The following is a 22,313-nucleotide window of genomic DNA, read 5'->3' as shown; positions in this document are numbered from 1 at the left end:
CTATTTTTTTGACACTTCCTTTTGCATAATATCGTAATGCACACGGCACATTTCATCTAAGCGAAAATGCTGCTCTATGCGTTCCTTATTGCGTTTGCCAACTTGCTGCTGCAGCGATTTATCTAAAGCCAATGCCACCACTTTAGCAGCTAAATCTTGTGCATCCTTTGGCTTTGCAAGGCAATCGTTGTTTTCATTACCCAAAGCTTCTCGAATACCCGGAATATCGGTACCCACCACAGGCAAACCCCAGCGCATGGCTTCGAGCAAAGAGTTAGGCAAACCTTCGGTATGTGAACTTAGTATATGAATATCGGATGCCAAATTTAAGCCCGAAATATCTTGCACATTACCTAAGAACTTTACATACGGATACAAGCCACTTTCTATTACCTGCGCTAATAAATGCGGAGTGGCATCGCCAAATATGCCCGCAAAAAGTATAATAGGTTGTATGCCTTTTGCCACTAATGTTTCTACCACTATTTTCCATGCCTTAATGGCGGTATCGTGGTCTTTGCGCAAAGCAATATGTGCAACCATTAAGGCTACAAAATCATTCTCTGCCAAGCCGAGTTTTTTGCGCCAGTCGCTTTTAGTATAAAGCGGCTGCACCATTTCGGGGCCGTTGAGCACTACCATTACTTTTTCTGCCGGCACATGTAATTCTTTCTTTAAAAATTCGGCTCCATTAGTAGAGTTAGATATAAAATACGGAGTGCTCTCCAAGGCAATTTTATCGGCCTTTTTACTAAACGGATAACCTGCTGCTTCTATACCTTGTTGCCCCCAAATAAATGTTTTTGCAGTAGTATGTTTCCAAACCAAACCGAGTAGCAAATTAGGTTGGTTGGTATAACCCATCAACACATCGGGCTTAAATTCATTGAATAACTTTGAGTATTCCCAAATTTGTTTGGGATAAAGAAAGCGTGCCAAACCGCGGAAATAACCAATAACGCGGGTTTTAAGTTTGTAGCGATCGCATAGTATTTTGGCAGAGCCATCTCCGGGCATAAACGCCCAAATTTCTACAGTTTCGCCTTTGGTATTCTGCAACCATTCTGCAAAAAGCAATGCTTGCTTTTCGGCACCTCCAAGGCTAAAGGCATCTAATAAAATTAGAACTCTCATCTTAATTATTGGGTTTCAAACTCCAGTTGTTTTTTACAAGTAATGTTCCTGTGGGCGGTAGTTTTCCGGTACCAAAAAAATTGCCGGATTCTACCTCCAATTTTCCGCCATAATGCACGTGATCGAAAACTTCCTGAAGGTCGCTCACAAAGAAGTGCAGGTAATAAACTCCCGGCTGTATCGGAAGGCTTTCGAAACTGCAAGCCACCGTTCCTTCTTTTACGGTATCATCTATTTTAAACTCTATCCCGTTTGCCACCGAATTCGACATGTGAAACACATTCTTATCCATATCATCGCTTGCGCGGATAGAAAAGTGAAGTGTGTTTATGTGGTTGGGTTTATTCACTTTAAAATTCAATATAATTTTGCCGCTTTGCCCTGCAAGAAAACTATCTATATGCTCACCATGTTCGTTTTGAAATTCGTAGCTTGTTATTTCTACGTTCTTATTGCCTTCGCGGTTTTGATGTTCGCGCAAATCGTAAGAGCTTTCTTGATTTCTGAAACTATTGAGGTAAGTGGTAATTACGCGCGAAGTTTCACCAAATTCTTTTACGGTTCCGTGTTGCATCAGCATGGCTTTATTGCACAATTCCTGCACTGCGCCCATATTGTGGCTCACAAACAAAACGGTGCGTCCTTCTTTTTTCGACACATCGTTCATTTTGCCTAAGCATTTCTTTTGGAATTCTACATCGCCCACTGCCAGCACTTCATCTACAATTAAAATTTCGGGTTCTAAATGTGCAGCAACTGCAAATGCCAAGCGCACATACATACCCGAAGAATAGCGCTTCACCGGAGTATCTATATAGCGCTCTACACCCGAAAAATCTACAATTTCATCGAACTTGCGTGTAATTTCGGCACGGGTCATACCTAAAATTGCACCGTTTAAATAAATATTATCTCTTCCGGTTAATTCGGGGTGAAAACCTGTGCCAACCTCCAGCAAACTGGCAATTCTTCCTTTGGCCTTTAATGAACCGGTGGTTGGAGTTGTAACGCGTGAAAGAATTTTAAGCAGAGTTGATTTCCCTGCTCCGTTTTTTCCAATTACGCCCAACACATCTCCTTTTTCTATTTCAAAATTCACATCGCGCAAAGCCCACACATGCGATGAATTTCCCTTAACCGTGCGATCATTTTCTTCGGCAAGTGCCAGTAAATCGTCTTTACCCAACAACCCTTTCCAAAAGCGCTGCAAATCTTCGGCAAGCGTTCCCGCTCCGGTAACTCCCAGCCTATACATTTTAGAAACGCCATCAACCTTTAATACTATACTCATTTCAACTTATACCGTATCAATAAAAGATTTTTCCATACGGTTGTAAACTATTAAGCCGGCAGCAAACAATACTACCGAAGAAAGCAACGCAGGAAAAAGAATTTGTAAATTAAATGCACCCATACCTGTAAAGCCAAATCGCGTACCTTCAATTACCGCACACATTGGATTGTAAAGCATGATGGCCTTTATTTTTTCGGGCACCGAACTAAGTGGATAAATTACCGGAGTGGCATACATAAAAAGCTGCACTCCAAATCCGGTAAGAAACTGAATATCGCGATACTTTATAGAAAGCGAAGTAATAATCATGCCTATACCAAGGCAACTGATTATCATAATTACAATAAGCAGTGGAAAAAACAGTAAACTGCTATTGGGCGCAACTTGGTAGGTTGAATTAAAATAGTAATAGCCTACCGCTGCTACATACAGCAATAATTGCGCAGAAAACTTTATGAGGTTTGCTATTGCCATAGACAATGGCAGTATTAAACGAGGGAAATAGACTTTCCCAAATATGTTTGCATTGCTAACAAAAGTATTGGAAGTGGCGGTAAGGCTGGTTGAAAAGTATTGCCACATTACCACTCCGCCCAAATAAAACAATATGCTTGGGCTGCCATCGGTAGGCAGCTGAGCCACACGCCCAAACACCACAATAAAAATTGCAGTTGTAAGCAGCGGCTGAATAAAAAACCAAAGCGGGCCTAACACCGTTTGCTTATAGGTTGCTACTACATCGCGCTTCACAAACATATACATGAGGTCGCGATAGCGCCACATTTCTTTAAAATTGAGTGAAAGCCAACTTTGCTTGGCATGTATTTCAATATCCCACTTATTCACCGCAACTATTTATTTTAAAATCTACCATATACTTCTCTATTAAAAAAAGACTGCCAATATCCCTTTTCTTTTGCAGCATTCCAACTATAATTATCATCTGTTTTTAAACCCACCTCTGTTTATTACTTACGCCATTACCTTACCAAACTTGCTCCAAATCTTTGCTTTGGTAAGTATGGTTGCGAGTATGATAATAAGAATCGGGCTGGCGTTTAGGCTGCATGCTGTTGTTTCCCATCAGCTTTGCCAACAGCGCAAACGGAAGTAAAAAAACATAAAATACTATGGACAGCACTACCTTACTCATTACCCAACCCATGCCCTCTGCCAACTTCATCCACGCCCAATGAATTTTTTCAGAAAGAAAATCTGAAAACATACCTACCAATCCTATTAGTACTCCGGCATACAACATCCAATTGGGATGCGATTTTGAGAGTAAATACCACACCACAAACGCTACACAAAGTGTAAGCATTGTTTCTTTTTGTTTCACTTTTGAATTATCCATGTTGTACGCTTAATCTAATGTAAATTCATTCTTCCACGTTTCCTTTTCTTGCCATTCCGGCTGCTCCGTCTTTTTAAACAAATAATCGCCCACCACCAAATAATCCATTTCGGTGCGCATAAAACACCGATAGGCATCTTCGGGCGTGCACACAGGTGGTTCTCCACGCACATTAAAACTGGTATTTACCATTACACCACAGCCTGTTTTTTGCTTAAATGTATCTAGCAACTGCCAATAGCGCGGGTTGGTTTCTTTATGTATGGTTTGTACGCGAGCGCTAAAATCTATATGTGTAATGGCAGGCAAATCGCTACGCTGCACATAAAGCCGTTCCAATAAAGGGAGCGAATTATAGCCTTCGGGCATTTTGTTTCTTCTACTTTCTTTTACAGGTGCTACTATAAGCATATAAGGCGAATTGCTCTGCAAATCGAAATACTCGGTACAATCTTCTGCCTTTACCGAAGGAGCAAATGGACGAAAGCCTTCGCGATATTTAATTTTAAGGTTTAGCTTTTTCTGCATTTCGGGATTGCGGGCATCGCCTAAAATAGTGCGGTTGCCAAGTGCCCTTGGGCCAAACTCCATTCTGCCTTGTACCCAACCAACCACATTGCCGCCATTGATTAAATCGGCTGTTGTGGCAGCAAGTGCATCAAACGATTCGAACTTTTTTGCTACGGCATTGTACTTTTGGATAGTGTGCTCCGTATCTATATTTGAAAATTCGGGACCTAAATAAGCTCCTTTCATTTCATCTTGTGCAGTACAATCTTTGCGCTCCTTACCAAAATAAATAAAGTAAGCTGCCAATGCTGCGCCTAAGGCTCCGCCTGCATCGCCTGCAGCAGGTTGAATAAATATATTTTTGAAAATACCTGAGCGCAACAGCTTGCCATTTGCCACACAATTTAAAGCTACTCCGCCTGCCATACACAATGCATCGCATCCGGTAAGGCGCTTTGCTTCTTGTGCCATTTTTTGCACTACTTCTTCGGTAACTACTTGAATTGCATAGCCCAAGTTGCAGTGATGCTGCTGTAATTCATCGGTTTCTGCCCTGCGTTTAAAGCCAAACAGCGCTTCCCACTTGGCATCGTGCACCATACGCAAACCGGTGGCATAATTAAAGTACGATTGATCTAACCATATTGATCCATCTTCTTTTATATCTACCAGTTTGGTTTTAATGGTATTGATATACGCTGCCACTTCGGGCGCATTGGGATTGCCATAAGGTGCTAAGCCCATTAGCTTATACTCTCCACTATTTACCTTAAACCCAAGAAAATAAGTAAAGGCTGAATAGAGTAAGCCCAACGAATGTGGGAATCTAAGCTCTTTTAGTATAGTAAGCTGCTTGCCTTTGCCATGGCAAATAGAAGCAGTGGCCCATTCGCCAACGCCATCAATGGTAAGCACTGCAGCTTCTTTATATGGCGAAGCATAAAATGCACTAGCTGCATGAGAAAGGTGATGCTCCGGAAACAGAAATTTTACTTTCCCTTTTTTATAGCCCTTTATTTTTGAAAGCTCTTCGTGCATTACACGTTTCAAAAACATTTTTTCTTTAAGCCACACGGGAATTGCCGTAACAAATGATTCTATTCCCTTGGGAGCAAAACCATAATACGTTTCGAGCAGGCGCTCAAACTTCAGCAAAGGTTTATCGTAAAAAACAATAGCATCGAAACTCCCAATATCTATACCCGATTGCTTTATGCAAAATTCAATAGCATTTATAGGGAAAGATTCATCGTGTTTTTTGCGCGTAAAACGCTCTTCCTGTGCGGCACAAATTATTTCCCCTTCCTTAATTACTGCGGCTGCAGAATCATGGTAGAAAGCGGAAATCCCTAATATTTTCACAAAACAAATATAGGCAAAAGATTAGCTTTCTTTACCCCAAAACGCACCAATCTCCGACACTACCAATGCCACCGACTCGCTGCTAAGTTCGTAATACAATGGCAGGCGCAATAAACACTCTTTGTACCGAATGCTATTGGGCAAATGTGGCGGCTGGTTTTGCTTTACATAAAACGGACTGGTATGGAGCGACTGGTAATGAAATGCTGCATAAATTCCTTTCTGCTTTAAATGCGCCACCAAAGCACTACGCTCCGCTTCCGTATTACATACTATGTAAAAAATATGGGCATTATTGGTAGCATAGTTGGGAATAAAAGGCAAAGAAATTTTTCCTTGTTGGGCAAGCGGTAAAAGTGCATCGTAATACTGTTGCCAAATTTGTATGCGCTTTTGCTGTATAGCGCTTATTTTTTCTAATTGTGCACATAAAAATGCAGCAATAATTTCGGATGGAAGAAAGGATGAACCAATATCTACCCAATCGTATTTTTCTACTTCACCTCTAAAAAATGCCGTGCGGTTTGTTCCCTTTTCGCGAATAACTTCTGCCCGTTTAATAAACTTTTCATCGTTAACTACCAGCATTCCTCCTTCGCCCGAAGTAATATTTTTTGTTTCGTGAAATGAGAAGGCAGCCAAATGCCCCAAAGTACCTAGTGCCTGCGGAACTTTTCCGATAGGTTTATAGTAACTATCTATGGCCTGTGCAGCATCTTCTACTACATACAATTGATGCTGCTGCGCTATGGCTGTAATTGCATTCATATTGCAAGCCACACCTGCGTAATGCACCACTATTATTGCCTTTGTTCGAGGCGTAATAAGTGCTTCTAAAGTTGTTTCATCTATGTTAGGCTCGCTGGGTTTTGAGTCGGCAAAAACGATGTTGGCACCGCGCAACACAAAAGCATTTACGGTAGATACAAATGTGTAAGACGGAGCAATAACTTCATCGCCCGGTTGAATATCTAAAAGTATGGCCGCCATTTCCAGCGCATCGGTGCAAGAAGTGGTAAGCAGAGCTTTTTTAAAGCTATAATGCTGCTCAAAATAGCGTTGGCACAACTTGGTAAAAACGCCATCACCGGAAATTTGCCCCCGCTCAACTGCCTGCTTAATATAGCTCAGTTCGTTACCTGCAATAAATGGTTTGTTGAAAGGTATTTGATAGTTCATACGGCAATTCGGCATAAAAGTAAATTTCATTCCGAAGGCATTCAAATTTAATTTACGAGCAGGGTAAATGCTGCACAACAACTATTTCATTTTAGGCAACACTACAAAAAATGAAGTGCCTTGCCCTACCACACTTTCAAACCAAATAGCACCTCCTGCACCCTCTATAATTTGCAGCGCAATAGCAAGCCCCAAGCCTGTGCCGCTCGATTTTGTGGTAAAGTTTGGAACAAACACTTTTGAGTAATTTTCTTCCGAAATACCGATGCCATTATCTATCACTTTTACCTGAATCATTTCGTGCTGCTCGCTTATGGCAATGTCTATTGTTGGGCCTTGCGATTCAGGCACTGATTGTATGCCATTCTTTACCAAATTATTAAACACACTCAGCAATTGGTTTTTATCGGCAAACACCATTGGTTTTTCTACACTAGTGGTAAAGCTAACCGATACATTTTCTTCCTTGCCAAACAACTCGCAAATACCCTGCAGCATTATATTCAAATCTACGGCTTCGTTTTCGCCTTTAGGCATCTTGGCAAACGATGAAAACGAAGTTGCAATTGCAGATAAGTTATCTATTTGCTCTACCAATGTTTGTGTAACTTTTGCTGCCAATTCATGTACGCGCGGGTTTTTCTCGTCTATAGCTTTTTGCAGGTATTGGATACTCAACTTCATGGGAGTAAGCGGGTTTTTAATCTCATGGGCAATTTGCTTTGCCATCTCGCGCCATGCGCTTTCCCTTTCTGTGCGCGCCAATTGTTCTGCACTGTTTTCCAGTTCCCTAATCATTCTGTTATACTGCCGTACCAATACGCCAATTTCATCTCTACTATTCCACTCAATTAGCTCGTTGCGCTTACCTAAATTTACAATCTGCATTTTTTCTGCAATAAAATTAAGCGGGCGCGTAACCGATTTTGAGATGAAATATGAAACCACAATTGCTCCAATCAATAGAAACACATACACATTTAGAAGAGCAATTAAGAAGGAACTTATTTCATCATCGGCAGTTAGGCTACTCTCAAAATACGGAAAAGCAAGAAACCCAACCAACGCTGTACCATGCTGCAACTTGTAGTAAGAGCAACGATAACTAAGCGCGCCTATTTGTTCGCTTATGTTTATTTGATTCTCGTTTGAATTTCGCAGATGAATAAAGGCTTCCGGATTTATCTTTTTGGATATAATTCCGCGCTCAAACAATGGAGCTTGCGATGTATATACCAAGTTGCCGGAATCATCGAAAAAATTCACATCGGCATTATTGGCAAAAGAATTTTTTTCTAACTCGGGAACAATAACTTTCTCAACTGCAAGCCACTGAAACGAAGCAATACGGCTTAAGCTAAAATTCAAAGCATTCACTATTGCCTTTTCTTTAATAACCGCTTTCTCGCTTAAATAACCATTATACTGTTCCGAAAAAAATGTAATGGTAATATAGCCAATGGCTATAAAAGATGTTACTATAATAAAGAACATGGCATAGTTTAATCTTGCCTTAAACGACTGGTAAAAAAATCTAAGAAAGGCTTCCTTACTAAGGAAAATTTTGTAATCACTTGCTGCAAGCTGCACCAATAAAATAAACAACAAAAAGAAAGTAAATATGTATGAAAGCAATGCAATTGGCTCAAACAAACTTTCTTGTTTTACGGTAACGATTACCTTCTTCTGGTTCTCACCTTTTAGGATATTGTGTTCCCAATTATCTACATCAATAAACTGCTCACGCTCACCCTTAAAATCGAATGTATTTTTCCAAAAAAGCGGGTAGCTGTAGTCGCCACGCTGCACCAATAATTTATTGCCTCTATACACTGCATAACTAAAACCTTCTTCGCTTACTTTATCTGCCATATAATTATCTGCCAGCAAGCGATTGTAAAGGTTTTCCGTTTCATAAATTCTTGGCTTCAACTCAATGGCAAAAGGTGTGGCACTATGCTGAAAAAGCAAAGCTACATAGCTTCCATAACCCGATGAATCTGTTACGAATTTCAACGAACTAAAACGCGACTTGGATGTGCCATACTTTTGTACGCTCCATGTATATTCATTGGCACTAAGCGTATCGCTGAAGTACACCGAAGCGTTGTATTTATTCAAATACTTCGTCAAATATTCCGACAGCAACTTTTCTTTAATAAAGCCTTCATTTTCCTTACTATGTGTAAGCGATGCTGCAATTACTGTATCGGCTTCTATTGCTTTTCGTGTAGCTTCAAAATTACTTTCAGTAAAATAATCGCGCTCTTGCAACAAGGTTTCTGCAACTAGCTTTCTAAGATTGCGTTCCCGTACTTCAAATAAATTTTCAAACAAATAGGTAGCCAGCACACTGTACATACCTACTATAATCAACAGGCTAGAGATACGCTTTAAAGTAAACGATTCTTGATATACAAACATGAAGATAAACAACCAGGCAGTTGTCCATAAAGCCGCAGCAATGTATATTTCAGCAATATGTAGCAACACAAAAACAGCGCTAAAAACCACAGCCAAAACCAAACCAAACACTACAAAAAATGAAACCGGAAGGGCAATGCCATTTATCAGTTTTATGGCTTTGCTGCTAATCAGAAAATGTGTAAACATCAACAGTGCCACACATAGCAGCCCTACAAAACTATAGATGCTTAGATTCAATAGATTAAACAACTGAAAAGAAATTGCCGAATCCAGCACCAATGTTTTGATGGCATAAGCAATAAACATTGAAAAACCATACACCGAAAGCATCAATAAAAACTGATAAAAACAGCGCTTCCACTTCGCATTGCCTGCTGTGTAAGCAAACCCTAACCTGGTGGTGTAGAAACTAACCATCCATAAAACAAAACCACTCAGCAGCAGCAAATCAAAAAGCGATAAAAAAGTAAATCCGGAGGAATACAATTCCGGCTGAAAAAACTCATGAAGAAAATAACTGAAATTTTGCTTCAATCCATATAAAAGCGCATAAAAACTCATAAATCCAAACACTGCCAAGGCTACAGATGCAGCAACCCCTTTAGTAGTAAAAACCCAAGCAACCAAACGATGAAAATATATGCCAACACCAAGAATAATGAGCAAGAACAACACTATAGAAAAATGGTCTGCACTGCTTTCGCTATCAGCATTTACCTTTTGGATAAAAAACAATGTAGTGCCATCCGGTGCTTTTACTGCACGCGCTGCGGTATTGGCAATTGTGTCTTCTTTTGCCCCAATATTTATCTCTGAGTAACTGAGTTTATAGAGCGGATAAAAACTATTTTTAAGTACCGTACTTTGTGGATTGAAATCAAATTTAAGTGGCAGCAATCCGAGCATTAGCTGCTGTGCCGATATGTTTTTTTTAAAAACAATGTACCAGCCATTTTGCAATTTCTGCAACGAAACATTACGTAATGTTGAAAAATCACCAAATGGTATGGCGCTGTTTTTAGTCCAAAATACAAGGCTGTCGCTTCTATAAAAAAACAAACCAAAATGCTGCTGCTCCAGATTATTCAGCAGTTTAAAATTGCTCTTACCGCTAAAACATTCATTTACCAGTGGTGCATTATCGGCTATAGATTCAAACAATTTATACTGGGTTGCAATTACATCAGAGATGCTCTCTGCCGCACCATCAATGCGCTTTGGCAATGGCTGAAACACCAAAAACAACACCAACAGCAATGGCAAAGCCAAATGCCGCAAATGCCTAAGATTAAAACTTTGATTACTCATACATGCCTATGCAGTAAAATCTAATGTAAAAGGAAAAAAGTAAAACGAAAGAAAACTTACTTTACCAAACCAATAATTCTTGCAATGTTCCAGATATTCATAAACAACGGGCGATACTGGTTTTTCTTTGCCTGCTGTTCTTCTCTATTCCAAAAGTGCAGATTCGATACCGGATACAAATAACCAAAGTGGTATGCTGTGTAATCCCATCGCTTACGTGCAATTAAATCTGTTGAATACCTATACTTTCTTTCACGATTATCTACCAACTGCATACAGTGGTTTCTAATGGCTGCCGCTTGCAACAACAAAGAATCGGCCGCAAACTTTTCCTTTGTAATGGCTGCCATTCTTTTTGCCATTATATATTGCAAAGTATAGTATCTGTGATAGGCTCGCCATGCAGTAATTTCAAGCCCGTCAATTATTTCGGCATTTAGATTTGCAGTATCTAACATAGCAGGCTGCTTGCGTCTTGCTGCCATTGCCAACTGCAAACCTTTTTCGGCAAATGAGCGAAGCTGAGGAACAACGGTAGCTTTTAGCTGTTCTATTTGTGCAAGCGAAGCCTTATTGCGAATATATTTATAGCTCCAATCTGGGCGCGGGTGATACTCGTTTGCTACTTTCTTTATTGCAATTTCATCGGTAATAGTCATAGCCGTAAGCCACTGCATTAAAGTGCTGTCTTTTAAATACTGTTGCTGCAACTGCAAAGTAGAATCGAATATCGTATGTATAGCAGAATCGGTTAAACGATGTGCATACATAGTAGCAGCGCGCTCTTGCAACTTGCCATTTGTAGTGTGCTTCCAACTCCATTGTGCTATGCTCCAATCTACTAACCAATAGCCCCACTCCCAGCCCGAAGAAAAAGTTATATGCCCGGGAATATTGTAATGTACGCAAGTATCAATATCGGCAAGTCGTGCCTGCAAATAAGGCAAAAGCAGCATAGGCACAGAATTGTCAAACGTAATCCAGTAGGCGCTTTCAGGGTAGTACCAAGTTTCGCGCTGCTTATGCTCCTCTAGCATAAAACTTAAAATATGGCGCAGATTTTCGTTCTCATACACAGGAGCTTTTTCTTCGCTCATAGTGTAAAACATAACGGTGTGAGCCAATACGCCCCGCTGCTTATCTATATCGGTAACAACAGTAGTATTTGCGGTATGTTTCTTACTTCCAAGTTCGTTTTCATGCTTTACTACATGCTGCCTTCCCATTAACTTGGTGGTAGAGTTATTTTGCAACCATTCAAGGATATATTGCCTCAACTGCTCTTTCTTCTTTTTGTTGCCTCCAATAAATTCTGCAGTAGAAAATTCCATATTTATGAAATCCCACTTAGCTTGGTTCAGCCATTCCAAATTAGCAGCAATTTGCTTCTTCTTATTAACTGAACTACCATACAGTTGAAATGTTTTTTGCTGAATCATGTGCAGCGAAACATCTACCGCAGCTAATAAACCACGCTGATGTACATAATTTGTAATAGCAGTAGCATGCGGAATCCATTCCTTTTTATTTACACTGCGCAACAAGCAAAACTCGAAATAGTTTTGGCCATTACGTGCCAACCAATCTATATATGCCTTTACATCGTTCAAAGCATTGGGCATATTTCCATTGTGCAACTGCTCGGTAAGCTCCAATGGATGTTGGGTATGTAAGTGAAATCCTTTTTTATCAAACAATGGCTCCGCTTTCCACACAAACGCTTCTTTCAACGGCCACTCCTTAAAATGCGGCACAATAGTTTGCCGAGGATGCAAAAACTTAAAATCAAGTTTTTCTTGCAACAATCCATACATGCCAAAACTTACACCCTGAAACGAAGAAGCATTCAACATCAATTGATAACGCCCCTTGCGATCTATGGCGTGTTGCCATTCGTACTGGTGTGCAGGAACATGCTTATACGGAAAGGTGGCTGCTTGCGAAAAACGAGTTGGAGCAGCAGCCATAGAATCGGTTACAAACGGCAAAAAAATATTCACCTTAGTGGTTTTGCCATTTACTGTAACCTTACAGTTACAAGCATCTTGCAAAAGGTTTTTAAAATCTACTACCGTAATGGCTGTAATAGAAGTATCTAACAACACCTGCGGCACAATAATATTGATACCCAACGTACTTTCTGCAACCGCAAAGCGCACATACAACAGTAAGAAACCAAGAATAAAAATTAGTTTTCTTGCACCCATTCTTCTGCAAGTTCGAGTTCTATAAAATACTTAGCATCTATACCCCTGTTTTGAGCAATCATTTCACCAAATTTATGTACCTCAACATGTGTTGGATATAAATCATAGAACGCAACCTTTATACCAAAATAAAATGGCACACATTCCGTAATTACTCTAAACATATCTACCTGATTCAACTTTTCCGGATTGTTTGAAACAATCATTACACGCTCCACCTTATCCGCTTTTGCGGTAACTGCCACTTCAGTTAATATCTGCTTAAAAACCTCTACCGATGCCGACTCCGATGTATAAGTTGCTTTAAGATAACCATGCAACAACTCAAATACAATCGCAAATTCTTTATTTGTAATCTCCACGCGGCATATTTACAATTTCTGTGGTGAATCAAAAATTTTCAACACGTTTGATTTTTACTTTTGCTGAAATTATGAAAGAAATAACCAACAGGGAACTTACCATTAAAGATTTGAAAACATTTCTTCAACAACCCAAAGAATCTATACATGTATCGGAAGAAAGTTTAAAAAAAGTAGCCGCCAACCGCGCTTTCTTAGAGCAAAAACTACAAGAAAAAAACGCTACCTACTATGGCATCAACACCGGATTTGGCGCATTATACGATGTTGCCATCAACGAAAACCAATTAGAGCAATTACAACAAAACCTTGTAATGAGCCACGCTTGCGGCATGGGCGATGAAGTGCGCAGCGAAGTGGTGAGGCTAATGATGCTTCTAAAAATAAAAGGGCTATCGTTAGGCCACTCTGGCATTAGCACAGAAGTAATCCAATTGCTTACTGCCATGCTCAACAACGATATCTTACCCGTAGTGTGGGAAGTTGGTTCATTAGGAGCATCGGGCGATTTGGCACCACTGGCTCACCTTTCGCTTCCTCTATTAGGCTTGGGTACTGTACGTTACCGAGGCGAAAAAATGGAGGCATCTCAAGCACTTAAACTGGCAGGACTTTCGCCCATAAAACTCAAAGCAAAAGAAGGGCTTGCCCTGCTCAACGGTACACAGTTTATGAGTTCGTGGGGCTGCTTTTCTATTATTGAAAGCGAGCGCGTAGAAAAACTAGCCGACCTTACGGCAGCCATTTCGGTAGATGCATTCAATGCGTCTTTAGCACCGTTTCATCCCGCCATACAGCGTGTGCGCAATCATAAAGGACAAATAGAAAGTGCCAAAAATGTATTGGACTTTTTATCCGGCAGCACCATTGCAAGCCAAGCAAAAGAGCACTTGCAAGATCCCTATTCTTTCCGCTGCGTACCTCAAGTACATGGTGCCGTAAAGTTTGCCGTTTCGCAAGTAAAAGAAGTGTTTGAAAAAGAGATAAATGCCGTAACCGACAATCCACTAGTTTTTCACGAAGAAAACCTCATTATATCCGGTGGAAATTTTCATGGAGAACCATTAGCCATTGCACTGGATTATTTAAGCATTGCCATGAGCGAGCTTGCCAGCATTAGCGAGCGAAGAACATTCCAACTCATTTCGGGCAAAAGAGGCTTACCAAAATTCTTGATAGAAAAGAGTGGATTAAACTCCGGTTTAATGATTCCGCAATATACCGCAGCCAGTATTGTAAGCATGAATAAACAATTAGCAACTCCGGCTTCGGTAGATACCATTACTTCCAGCGATGGACAAGAAGACCACGTAAGCATGGGCGCAAATGCAGCGGTAAAATGCTACAAGATTGTTTACAATATCGAAAAAGTATTGGCAATAGAATTTATGACTGCCATGCAAGCGCTCGAATTTAGAAAACCACTTACATCTTCGCCACTTATTGAAGAAATAAAAACAAAATATAGAACCATAGTGCCGCCACTCACTGAGGATAGAATTTTATATAACGACATTCAAGTAACCGTTGATTTTATGCGCACTATTCAACTCTAATAATAGTTTCGCTACATTGCATGCAATACAAAATGGAACAGCAGCAAAATATTTCCAGTAAATTTCCACTGCCTTATGTACTAGAAAACATAAGAGAATGGCCTATTTACAAACTAAGTGAAGACCGAGACAGCTTTATGAACGAAGTGAAAAACACCACACTTCAAAAGCTCTACGAACGCTTCCACAGCAACGATTTACTTAAAGAAGAATTAACCAAAGTACTATACCAAGAAAGAGTTCGCCTCACCGAAAAACCGTGGAAAGCAGACCCGCCCGATGAAAGAGCATTTTGGGCAAGTGTAAAAAGTAAGTTCATGAAACTTTCTGAACAAGATTCAGCTATTACACCCCACCAACTTACCGAAGAAATTCTAGACCGATATATAGAAGAAATTACCGGAAATTTTGAAGTAAACTCCTTTCAATTTGCGCGAACAGTATTACCGCAGTTTTTTAGCAGAGTACTTAATGCCGCACCCGGCAAGTGGTTTAAATCTATTAGGCAAGGTGCCAGAACCATTCACGAAAAAATACCAATTACAGGCGATGTAGAACTCATACGAAAACTATCGCAAAAAGGAACCATTGTAGTAGTGCCCACACACTTTAGCAATATGGATTCTATTATGATTGGTTGGGTGCTAAATGAATTGGGCTTGCCGGCTTTTACATACGGTGCGGGCTTAAACCTATTTAGCATAAAACTGCTGGCATACTTTATGGAAAGGCTAGGCGCATACAAAGTAGATAGAAGGAAAAAAAATACTTTCTACCTCGAAACGCTTAAAACATACTCCACCGTTGCATTACAGCGAGGCGCACACAGCATTTTCTTTCCGGGAGGCACACGCTCACGCTCCGGAATGCTCGAAAAAAGATTAAAACTCGGTTTACTTGGCACAGCCGTAGAATGCCAAAAAAATCATTTCAAAAATTTTCACCAAGATGTAGCACCCAAAATATTTGTGGTACCTATGGTAATCAACTACCATTTTGTTTTAGAAGCATCCAGCCTTATCAACGATTACCTGAAAGAAATGGGGCAGCATCGCTTTTTACGAGAAAACGATGAGTACTCCACTTCCTTTAAAATGGTGCGTTTTATATTAAAATTTCTTTCGGCAAGTTCCTCGCTTACCATCTCTTTCGGTAAAGTATTAGATGTATTTGGAAACGAAGTAGATAGCGAGGGCAACAGCTTTAACCACCTCGGTAAACCAATAGATATTAAACGCTATTTTATTACCAATGGCGAAATGACCGAAGATGCACAACGTGATGAAGAATATACCAAAATTTTAGGCGAAAAAATCGTAGAACAATACTGGCGCGCCAATACCGTACTCACCAGTCATTTGGTTTGCTTCACCCTCTTCGAACTCATAAAAAAGCAATACAAGGATGTAGATTTGTTTACCCTGCTGCGCACTCCCGAAGATGAAATTGCTATTCCTGAAGGCACGTTCTTAGAAGCCCTCAGCAATTTAAAAGAACAACTTAAGAATATGGCTACCGCAGGCGAAATACAAATTTCGCCTGAAATACGCTGGAACGTAGATAAAATTCTAGAACACGGCATGCGCAACGTGAATTTATACCATGTTTCTAATCCAATAAAACGAACTGGAAGCACCTTTGGCAGCGAAGATTTAAAACTATTGTACTACTACCACAACAGGTTGGATGGCTACAACCTGCACCAATGGATATAATTATACCTTCCGTGCTTTTTGCACACTGGCAGTTAATGCGTGTAACCCTTCTTTAAGTTCGGCTGGGGTGAGCCAAGCATAGCCAATGCGCATGTAGTGTTTTGGCATTTCAAACCAATGCCCCGGCCCCACAAATGTGCCGTATTCTTTATTCAAAATGTGGTAGAATTTATCTATATCCACACGCTCGTGATGCCTTATTCTTGGAAAGCAAACTACACCACCTGCGGGCTGCACCCATTCAAACTCTTGCTGGCTGGCGTACCAATTGCAGAGTATTTCGAACTTGGCTGCTATATCTCGCTTTATACTGCCAAATACCTCTTCTTTCTTCAGTAAAAACCTATAAGCCACTTCTTCATCCAACACAGAACCTGTAATGTGTATTTGCTCCTTAGCAGCTAGCAGTTTTTCTAACAATGCCTTATCTCTTGCCACAATCCAACCCAATCTAATTCCCGGCAACCCAAAACTCTTAGAACACGATGAAACTGAAATTACTTTCTCGGAAAAATCGGTAGCAAGCGGCAATAATTCGCCATGCACCAAATCGCGGTAAGTTTCATCTACCAATAAATAGCAGTTGCTTTTTTCTGCCAACATTGCCAATTGCCTCAACTCATCGGCTGTAAGGCACACACCTGTTGGGTTGTGCGGATGCGTAACCGAAATATATTTGGTGGTAGGTGAAATTACCTTTTCCACTTCGCTGATGTTTATCTTAAAGCCTTCTTCAAACTTTAAATCTATGTAATGTATAGCAGCGCCTATTGCCTTGGGTGTTTCGATATTGGTGGCATAATTGGGGCGAACCACAATTATTTCGCTGCCTGCATCGAGCAAAGTAGTTGCCACCATAAACAATGCCGCAGAAGCACCCACGGTAAGCAATACATTATCTGCATGTATATTTTTTCCTTCGGCCGCAATGAGTTCCCGCAGCAAACTATGCCCGCGATGATTGCCGTAGCAAAGCAGCACTTCTTTCAACTCCAGAAGTTCAAGGTTTATCAGTTGATCGCTGTAAGAACTTTCGGTAAGGTTAATTTTAATGTTGCCATAGCCCATTTCTTCAGGCGATTCAACCTCTATGGGCATTCTTACATATTGCATAGTGCTATCTTTTTTCTAACGCTTTTATGCGCTTTTCAAGCGAAAAAAGAAATGCCAATAAGCCTAGCAGAATTAGCAGCAGCACGGCTACTGCCACATACATTTTTTGATTGCTGCGCATAAAACTTTCATTACCTCCCTGAGCAAAGGTTGAAAGTGCTGTAAACACAAGAGCCGTAAACAAAGCTGTGTTTTTCATATTTAATCGTTTTGCTTTTTCAATAAATATATTCTTGCCACAATGCCGGAAACCCAAATCCCCAATAGAATCCATGCAATTACTGCCGGATAAAAAACCATGCGCAAATGGCTGTCTAAATCATACTTGCTAAATGCCGGATTGCCACCGTTGCCCGGATGCAGCGAATCGGTTTCGGGCAGGCGCGGCACAATAAAAATAAAGAGGATAAAAATTACCGAAGCAAAAATGCTGTAAACTGCCGCTAAGCGGGCGCGCTTAATTTCATCGTTTACCGAGCCGCGCAGAATAGTATATGCCAAATAAATCATAATACCAATTGCTGCACCATTCAACTTGGGATCATTTGGCCAAGGCTCGCCCCAAGTGTACGTGGCCCAAACCATTCCGGTAAAAATTCCCAACAAACCAAATACCAATGCCACATTGCCAAATGCTGCTGCCAACGCATCGTTTTGCAAATTTCCTGTTTGCAGATAGCGTATGCTAAAAAAGGTTGAAAGCAAAATCAACACCAGCATAGAAAACCACATGGGCACATGGTAAAATGTATTGCGGATACTCTCGTATAATATCTCGCGAAACGGAAACACAAATGCAGCACCTTTATTATTACTAACCTCCACCACACAATCTAATGTTTGTGGCAAAGTAGTATCGGCAGTTGCCACACTGCGCTGTATAAGCGTAAGCCCTTCACGCAGCGATATAGTGCCATCTTGGTCGTTGTTTACCACAATATCATAATTATTATCGCTCAAAGAATCGCTCAGTGCTTTGCTCATACCAAACTGAACACGTAAATGGGTAGCGTTCACCACTTCTACCTGCCTTACACAGTAGTATTCTTGCGCAGCCTTAAACCACACCTGCGTATTATTTTCTTTTGAAAAATGAGTATTGTAACCCACTACATCAAACGTATAAAGCGTATCGGCTTTAAACACAAAAGGTGCTATGGAAGTAATGCCGGGACCCAGCGGAATAAGCATTCCCGATAGAAGAATATAAACGAGTAGAATGCTGCAAAGCCACTTCCACCACATTTGTTTTAAAAAGTTAATCATGCTATTTCAATCGCGCCAAATATACGGGAACAACACATAAGTGAAAGCCCCTATTAAACAATCCAACACCAACAATAACAAAAGATTCTTTATTGCCTCACCGGAAAGTGCAGGCTCAAAACTTGCCAACGATAATTTGGCAATAAAAGCCAACATAGGAATAATAAGTGGCAAACCAAGTATTGCCGTGAGTGTGGCGGCATTTTTAGTTCCCATAGCCACTGCGCCTACCGTAGTAAAAATAATAGAATAGCCTCCACAACTAAGTGCAATGGTTGCCAAAAAGAGTTCAAAATTTTGAAGCTCGAAACCCACCATTGCATAAAAGGTAACAAACCCAAGCAGCGAAAGCAATACAGCGAACAAAAAATTGAAAACGAGTTTTGAAACTATAAACTGCTCCGGTGCTATTGCCCAACGGTAGTAAAACATGCGGCCTTCCGGTTCTTTCTGAAAGGAACTTACTACGGCATTCACTACACTAAACAGCACCGTTAGCCAAAACAATGCCATAAGCGCTGTTTCTTGCGTTTTAGAAACTTCCGAAAACTGAATTAAAAACTTTACCAACAGCACACACGATAGTTCATATACCAATAAACCGGCTATCATGTATTTGTTGCGAATTTCCTTTAGCAACTCTATATGCAATAATGAAAACAATGTTGGGTTCACGTTGCTGCTTTAATCAACTCCGGCATAATTTGCCTCTATGGGTGTTTTAATAGTTTTCATCATATTCGGATGTTGTGTGTAGTATGCTTTCAGTTCTTCCATTATTGCTTCAATCTCTTGTACGGCACCGGAAGTAACCAAGCGGCTTCTAAACAATTTTATATTCTCGAAACCTTTAAAATAAGAACCATAATGTCGTCTCATTTCCAATATACCCAACTTTTCACCTTTCCATTGTACCGAGCGGTGCAAATGGGTTAATGCAGCATTTAGCCGCTCCTCCAAAGTAGGAGGCGCCAAATGGGTTCCTGTTTTGAAAAAATGTTTTATTTCTCTAAAAATCCACGGATAACCAATGGCAGCTCGCCCAATCATTACGCCATCGGCTCCATAAGTGCGCAGCATTTCTAATGCGCGCTCCGGAGTATCTACATCACCGTTTCCAAAAATAGGAATATGAATACGCGGATTTTCTTTCACCTTAGTTATCCAACTCCAATCTGCTCTTCCGGTGTACATTTGGTGGCGCGTACGGCAATGGATAGAAAGTGCTTGAACACCCACATCTTGCAGCCTTTCGGCAACTTCCACAATGCGAATGCTACTCTCGTTCCAACCCAAACGCGTTTTTACGGTAACAGGCAGCGCAGTAGATTTCACAATCCGCTCCGTAAGTTTTATCATTTTATCAATATCGCGTAAAATGCCGGAACCTGCATTCTTACAAACCACATTCTTAACCGGGCATCCGTAATTTATATCCAACACTTCAGGCTTCGATTGCTCCACAATTTCGGCACTGCGTGCCATTGCATCTTCTTCACCGCCAAAAATTTGAATACCCACAGGGCGTTCATCCTCAAAAATATCTAACTTCTTTAAGCTTTTTTCGGCATCGCGTACCAAGCCATCGGCAGAAATAAACTCCGTGTACAGCATATCCGCTCCGTGTTGCTTACACAAATGCCTGAATGGCGGATCGCTTACATCTTCCATTGGCGCCAGCAGTAAAGGATTTTCCGGTAAATTTAGCTTGCCGATAGTTATCATGCACCTGCAAAGATAAAAGCCTTACTCAAATACCCACACCAAGAATAGGAAAGTGTGCTTTATGCCTCCTTGCTTCTTCCCGAAACTTTTACTTTTGCCGCAATGATTGTACTTCTACTAATTATTTTGAGCTGTGTATTTGGAACGGCTGTGCAAGCACAAGGCTTCTTTTCCGGCTCATTCCAATCCAATACCAATTTCTTTATTCGCGATAGCGCTATTGGTGCTGCCAACCTGCCGCATTACGACAACTTTAAAGTAGGAACCGATGCATGGCTCAACCTTAGCTACAACAACGAAAAATACGGCCTTGAAGTAGGCGCTCGGCTCGATTTTTTGTACAACACCATTTTGTGGGTACCCACCAATCCGCAAACCAATGGTGGATTAGGCATAGTATATATTAAAAAGAAAGTAAAAGACGTAACCATTACAGGTGGCTACTTTTACGACCAAATTGCTTCAGGAATTATTTATAGAAGTTGGGAAGAGCGACCGCTCGGCATTGATAATGCTTTGCTTGGCGCAAGAGTACAATACGATTTTAAGGATTATCTAAAGGTGAAAGCATTTACCGGAGTACAAAAAAACCGCTTCACCATTTACAAGCAACTCCTTACAGGATTTAATGCCGAAGGCAACGTAAGTATAAAAGATAAAGTACGACTGCAACCCGGAGTTGGCTTTTTAAATCGATCTATGGATAGAGAAAGTATGGATTTACTAGTAAGCAGAATCGAAACCTTAGACTCTGCGCAGCGCTTTGTACCTAAGTTTAATGTATATGCACTTACTTTTTACAACACACTTACTGCAGGAAATTTTTCGTGGTATATAGAAGGTGCTTTTAAAACCCGCGAAGCCGTGCGCGGATACAACGATATTCTATACAATAAACCCGGTAATATAATTTACACCACGCTTAATTATTCGCAAAAAGGATTGGGCATTACTTTTGCCTTTAAGCGTACCGAATATTTCTCGATGCGCATCTCGCCAAACGACTATAATGCACAAGGTATTTTCCAAGGCTTAATGAACTTTCTTCCTCCGGTGAGCAAACAGCACTCTATGCGCTTGCCCGCACGCTATTTTGCACCCTCGCAAGACCAACAAGAATTGGCATTTGGAGCAGATATAACATATTCTCCCAACAAAAAAATGTCGTTCAACTTTAATGGCTCCTATATCCGCGATTTCATAAAAGGAACTCCTGTGGTAGAAGCAAAGCTAAAGGATACCGATACCATGCTCACTCCCGTGCGCAACTACTTTGCAGAAGGCTTTGTGAGCGGCATTTTTAAACCCATGAGAACGCTGGAAGTTGAGGTTGGCTTTCAATACGTACGCTACAATCGCCTGCTATATTTAAACGAAGGAAACGTAACCGTAGATGCCTACTCGCCATTTGCAGAAGTAAGCTACCGTTTCAACAAAAAAATGAGTGTGCGTATGGAAGTGCAATACCAACACGTGGCAAAAGATTTTGGGCAATGGATTTACGGTTTGCTCGAATTTAATGTGGCACCGCGCTGGAGCGTAGCAGTAAGCGATATGTGGAACTTTAAACCCAACCCTGAAAACCCTGTTCCTTCTGCCCGCAAAGGCAACCATTACTACTCTGCATTCTTAGCATTCACACATCATGCCCACCGCTTTAGTATCAACTATGTAAAACAAGTAGAAGGTATTGTTTGCACCGGTGGTGTGTGCCGTTTTGAACCTGCTTTTAGTGGTGTGAAGGTGGCTATTACTTCTACTTTTTAAAACAAGCACCACCGTAAGTTTTACTCCACAA

Annotated in this window: 17 protein-coding genes; 3 read left to right on the top strand and 14 right to left on the bottom strand. The window is 40.7% G+C overall.

All coding sequences use genetic code 11. The features are described 5' to 3' along the window. The 9 genes from KF872_02960 to KF872_02920 form a co-directional block, all read right to left on the bottom strand. Window positions 1-1,134, bottom strand: a complete 1,134-nt coding sequence (locus KF872_02960) for a glycosyltransferase family 4 protein (protein ID MBX2902491.1) — start codon at window positions 1,132-1,134, stop codon at window positions 1-3. A gap of 1 nt (window position 1,135) precedes the next feature. Next, window positions 1,136-2,425, bottom strand: coding sequence for an ABC transporter ATP-binding protein (locus tag KF872_02955; protein ID MBX2902490.1), 1,290 nt, complete (start codon window positions 2,423-2,425; stop codon window positions 1,136-1,138). 6 nt (window positions 2,426-2,431) lie between these two features. After that, window positions 2,432-3,274 carry an ABC transporter permease gene (locus tag KF872_02950; GenBank protein ID MBX2902489.1) on the bottom strand — a complete coding sequence of 281 codons (843 nt, stop codon included), beginning with the start codon at window positions 3,272-3,274 and terminating at the stop codon, window positions 2,432-2,434. Between the two features lie 139 nt (window positions 3,275-3,413). Continuing rightward, entirely contained in the window at window positions 3,414-3,785 is a 372-nt protein-coding gene (locus tag KF872_02945; GenBank protein MBX2902488.1) for a hypothetical protein, read from the bottom strand. 9 nt (window positions 3,786-3,794) lie between these two features. Further along, window positions 3,795-5,657: a carbamoyltransferase gene (locus KF872_02940; GenBank protein ID MBX2902487.1), complete on the bottom strand. Its 1,863-nt coding sequence runs from the start codon at window positions 5,655-5,657 to the stop codon at window positions 3,795-3,797. A gap of 21 nt (window positions 5,658-5,678) precedes the next feature. Then, window positions 5,679-6,836, bottom strand: a complete 1,158-nt coding sequence (gene rffA, locus KF872_02935; GenBank protein MBX2902486.1) for a dTDP-4-amino-4,6-dideoxygalactose transaminase — start codon at window positions 6,834-6,836, stop codon at window positions 5,679-5,681. 81 nt (window positions 6,837-6,917) lie between these two features. After that, on the bottom strand, window positions 6,918-10,571 hold the full coding sequence (locus tag KF872_02930) for a HAMP domain-containing histidine kinase (GenBank protein MBX2902485.1): 3,654 nt from the start codon (window positions 10,569-10,571) through the stop codon (window positions 6,918-6,920). Window positions 10,572-10,627: 56 nt separating this feature from the next. Further along, the gene (locus KF872_02925; protein MBX2902484.1) at window positions 10,628-12,778 is read right to left on the bottom strand and encodes a hypothetical protein; all 2,151 of its coding nucleotides are present in this window, start codon (window positions 12,776-12,778) and stop codon (window positions 10,628-10,630) included. Beyond that, on the bottom strand, window positions 12,760-13,140 hold the full coding sequence (locus KF872_02920; protein ID MBX2902483.1) for a hypothetical protein: 381 nt from the start codon (window positions 13,138-13,140) through the stop codon (window positions 12,760-12,762). The genes KF872_02925 and KF872_02920 overlap by 19 nt, the downstream gene beginning before the upstream one ends. A gap of 71 nt (window positions 13,141-13,211) precedes the next feature. Here KF872_02920 and hutH point away from each other — a divergent pair, with 71 nt between their 5' ends. Then, window positions 13,212-14,696 carry a histidine ammonia-lyase gene (gene hutH, locus KF872_02915; protein MBX2902482.1) on the top strand — a complete coding sequence of 495 codons (1,485 nt, stop codon included), beginning with the start codon at window positions 13,212-13,214 and terminating at the stop codon, window positions 14,694-14,696. 32 nt (window positions 14,697-14,728) lie between these two features. Then, a complete protein-coding gene (locus KF872_02910) occupies window positions 14,729-16,411 on the top strand; it encodes a 1-acyl-sn-glycerol-3-phosphate acyltransferase (protein MBX2902481.1) in 1,683 nt (560 codons plus the stop codon). Here KF872_02910 and KF872_02905 read toward each other — a convergent pair whose 3' ends face one another. Genes KF872_02905 through dusB form a run of 5 tightly spaced genes read right to left on the bottom strand, consistent with a single transcriptional unit; the run spans window position 16,412 to window position 20,515 of the window. After that, window positions 16,412-17,524: a pyridoxal phosphate-dependent aminotransferase gene (locus KF872_02905; protein ID MBX2902480.1), complete on the bottom strand. Its 1,113-nt coding sequence runs from the start codon at window positions 17,522-17,524 to the stop codon at window positions 16,412-16,414. 4 nt (window positions 17,525-17,528) lie between these two features. After that, entirely contained in the window at window positions 17,529-17,723 is a 195-nt protein-coding gene (locus KF872_02900; GenBank protein ID MBX2902479.1) for a CcmD family protein, read from the bottom strand. Between the two features lie 2 nt (window positions 17,724-17,725). Continuing rightward, window positions 17,726-18,790 carry a cytochrome c biogenesis protein CcsA gene (ccsA, locus tag KF872_02895; GenBank protein ID MBX2902478.1) on the bottom strand — a complete coding sequence of 355 codons (1,065 nt, stop codon included), beginning with the start codon at window positions 18,788-18,790 and terminating at the stop codon, window positions 17,726-17,728. A 6-nt stretch (window positions 18,791-18,796) separates the two neighbouring features. Next, a complete protein-coding gene (locus KF872_02890) occupies window positions 18,797-19,465 on the bottom strand; it encodes a heme exporter protein CcmB (GenBank protein ID MBX2902477.1) in 669 nt (222 codons plus the stop codon). Window positions 19,466-19,474: 9 nt separating this feature from the next. Further along, on the bottom strand, window positions 19,475-20,515 hold the full coding sequence (gene dusB / locus KF872_02885) for a tRNA dihydrouridine synthase DusB (protein ID MBX2902476.1): 1,041 nt from the start codon (window positions 20,513-20,515) through the stop codon (window positions 19,475-19,477). Window positions 20,516-20,617: 102 nt separating this feature from the next. On the opposite strand from dusB, the gene KF872_02880 reads away from it, so the two are divergent. Beyond that, window positions 20,618-22,282: a hypothetical protein gene (locus KF872_02880; protein ID MBX2902475.1), complete on the top strand. Its 1,665-nt coding sequence runs from the start codon at window positions 20,618-20,620 to the stop codon at window positions 22,280-22,282. Window positions 22,283-22,313 lie beyond the last annotated feature (31 nt).

It is taken from the genome of Chitinophagales bacterium, from assembly GCA_019638515.1.
In the GTDB taxonomy this organism is placed as follows: Bacteria; Bacteroidota; Bacteroidia; order Chitinophagales; family LD1; genus UBA7692.
This window is presented reverse-complemented; position numbering and strand designations above follow the sequence as displayed.

Excerpts from the sequence above, each read along its gene's own strand:
- KF872_02960 (MBX2902491.1), bottom strand. The coding sequence starts at position 1,134 with ATGAGAGTTCTAATTTTATTAGATGCCTTTAGCCTTGGAGGTGCCGAA.
- KF872_02955 (MBX2902490.1), bottom strand. The coding sequence starts at position 2,425 with ATGAGTATAGTATTAAAGGTTGATGGCGTTTCTAAAATGTATAGGCTG.
- KF872_02945 (MBX2902488.1), bottom strand. The coding sequence starts at position 3,785 with ATGGATAATTCAAAAGTGAAACAAAAAGAAACAATGCTTACACTTTGT.
- rffA (MBX2902486.1), bottom strand. The coding sequence starts at position 6,836 with ATGAACTATCAAATACCTTTCAACAAACCATTTATTGCAGGTAACGAA.
- KF872_02930 (MBX2902485.1), bottom strand. The coding sequence starts at position 10,571 with ATGAGTAATCAAAGTTTTAATCTTAGGCATTTGCGGCATTTGGCTTTG.
- KF872_02925 (MBX2902484.1), bottom strand. The coding sequence starts at position 12,778 with ATGGGTGCAAGAAAACTAATTTTTATTCTTGGTTTCTTACTGTTGTAT.
- hutH (MBX2902482.1), top strand. The coding sequence starts at position 13,212 with ATGAAAGAAATAACCAACAGGGAACTTACCATTAAAGATTTGAAAACA.
- KF872_02910 (MBX2902481.1), top strand. The coding sequence starts at position 14,729 with ATGGAACAGCAGCAAAATATTTCCAGTAAATTTCCACTGCCTTATGTA.
- KF872_02905 (MBX2902480.1), bottom strand. The coding sequence starts at position 17,524 with ATGCAATATGTAAGAATGCCCATAGAGGTTGAATCGCCTGAAGAAATG.
- KF872_02900 (MBX2902479.1), bottom strand. The coding sequence starts at position 17,723 with ATGAAAAACACAGCTTTGTTTACGGCTCTTGTGTTTACAGCACTTTCA.
- ccsA (MBX2902478.1), bottom strand. The coding sequence starts at position 18,790 with ATGATTAACTTTTTAAAACAAATGTGGTGGAAGTGGCTTTGCAGCATT.
- dusB (MBX2902476.1), bottom strand. The coding sequence starts at position 20,515 with ATGATAACTATCGGCAAGCTAAATTTACCGGAAAATCCTTTACTGCTG.
- KF872_02880 (MBX2902475.1), top strand. The coding sequence starts at position 20,618 with ATGATTGTACTTCTACTAATTATTTTGAGCTGTGTATTTGGAACGGCT.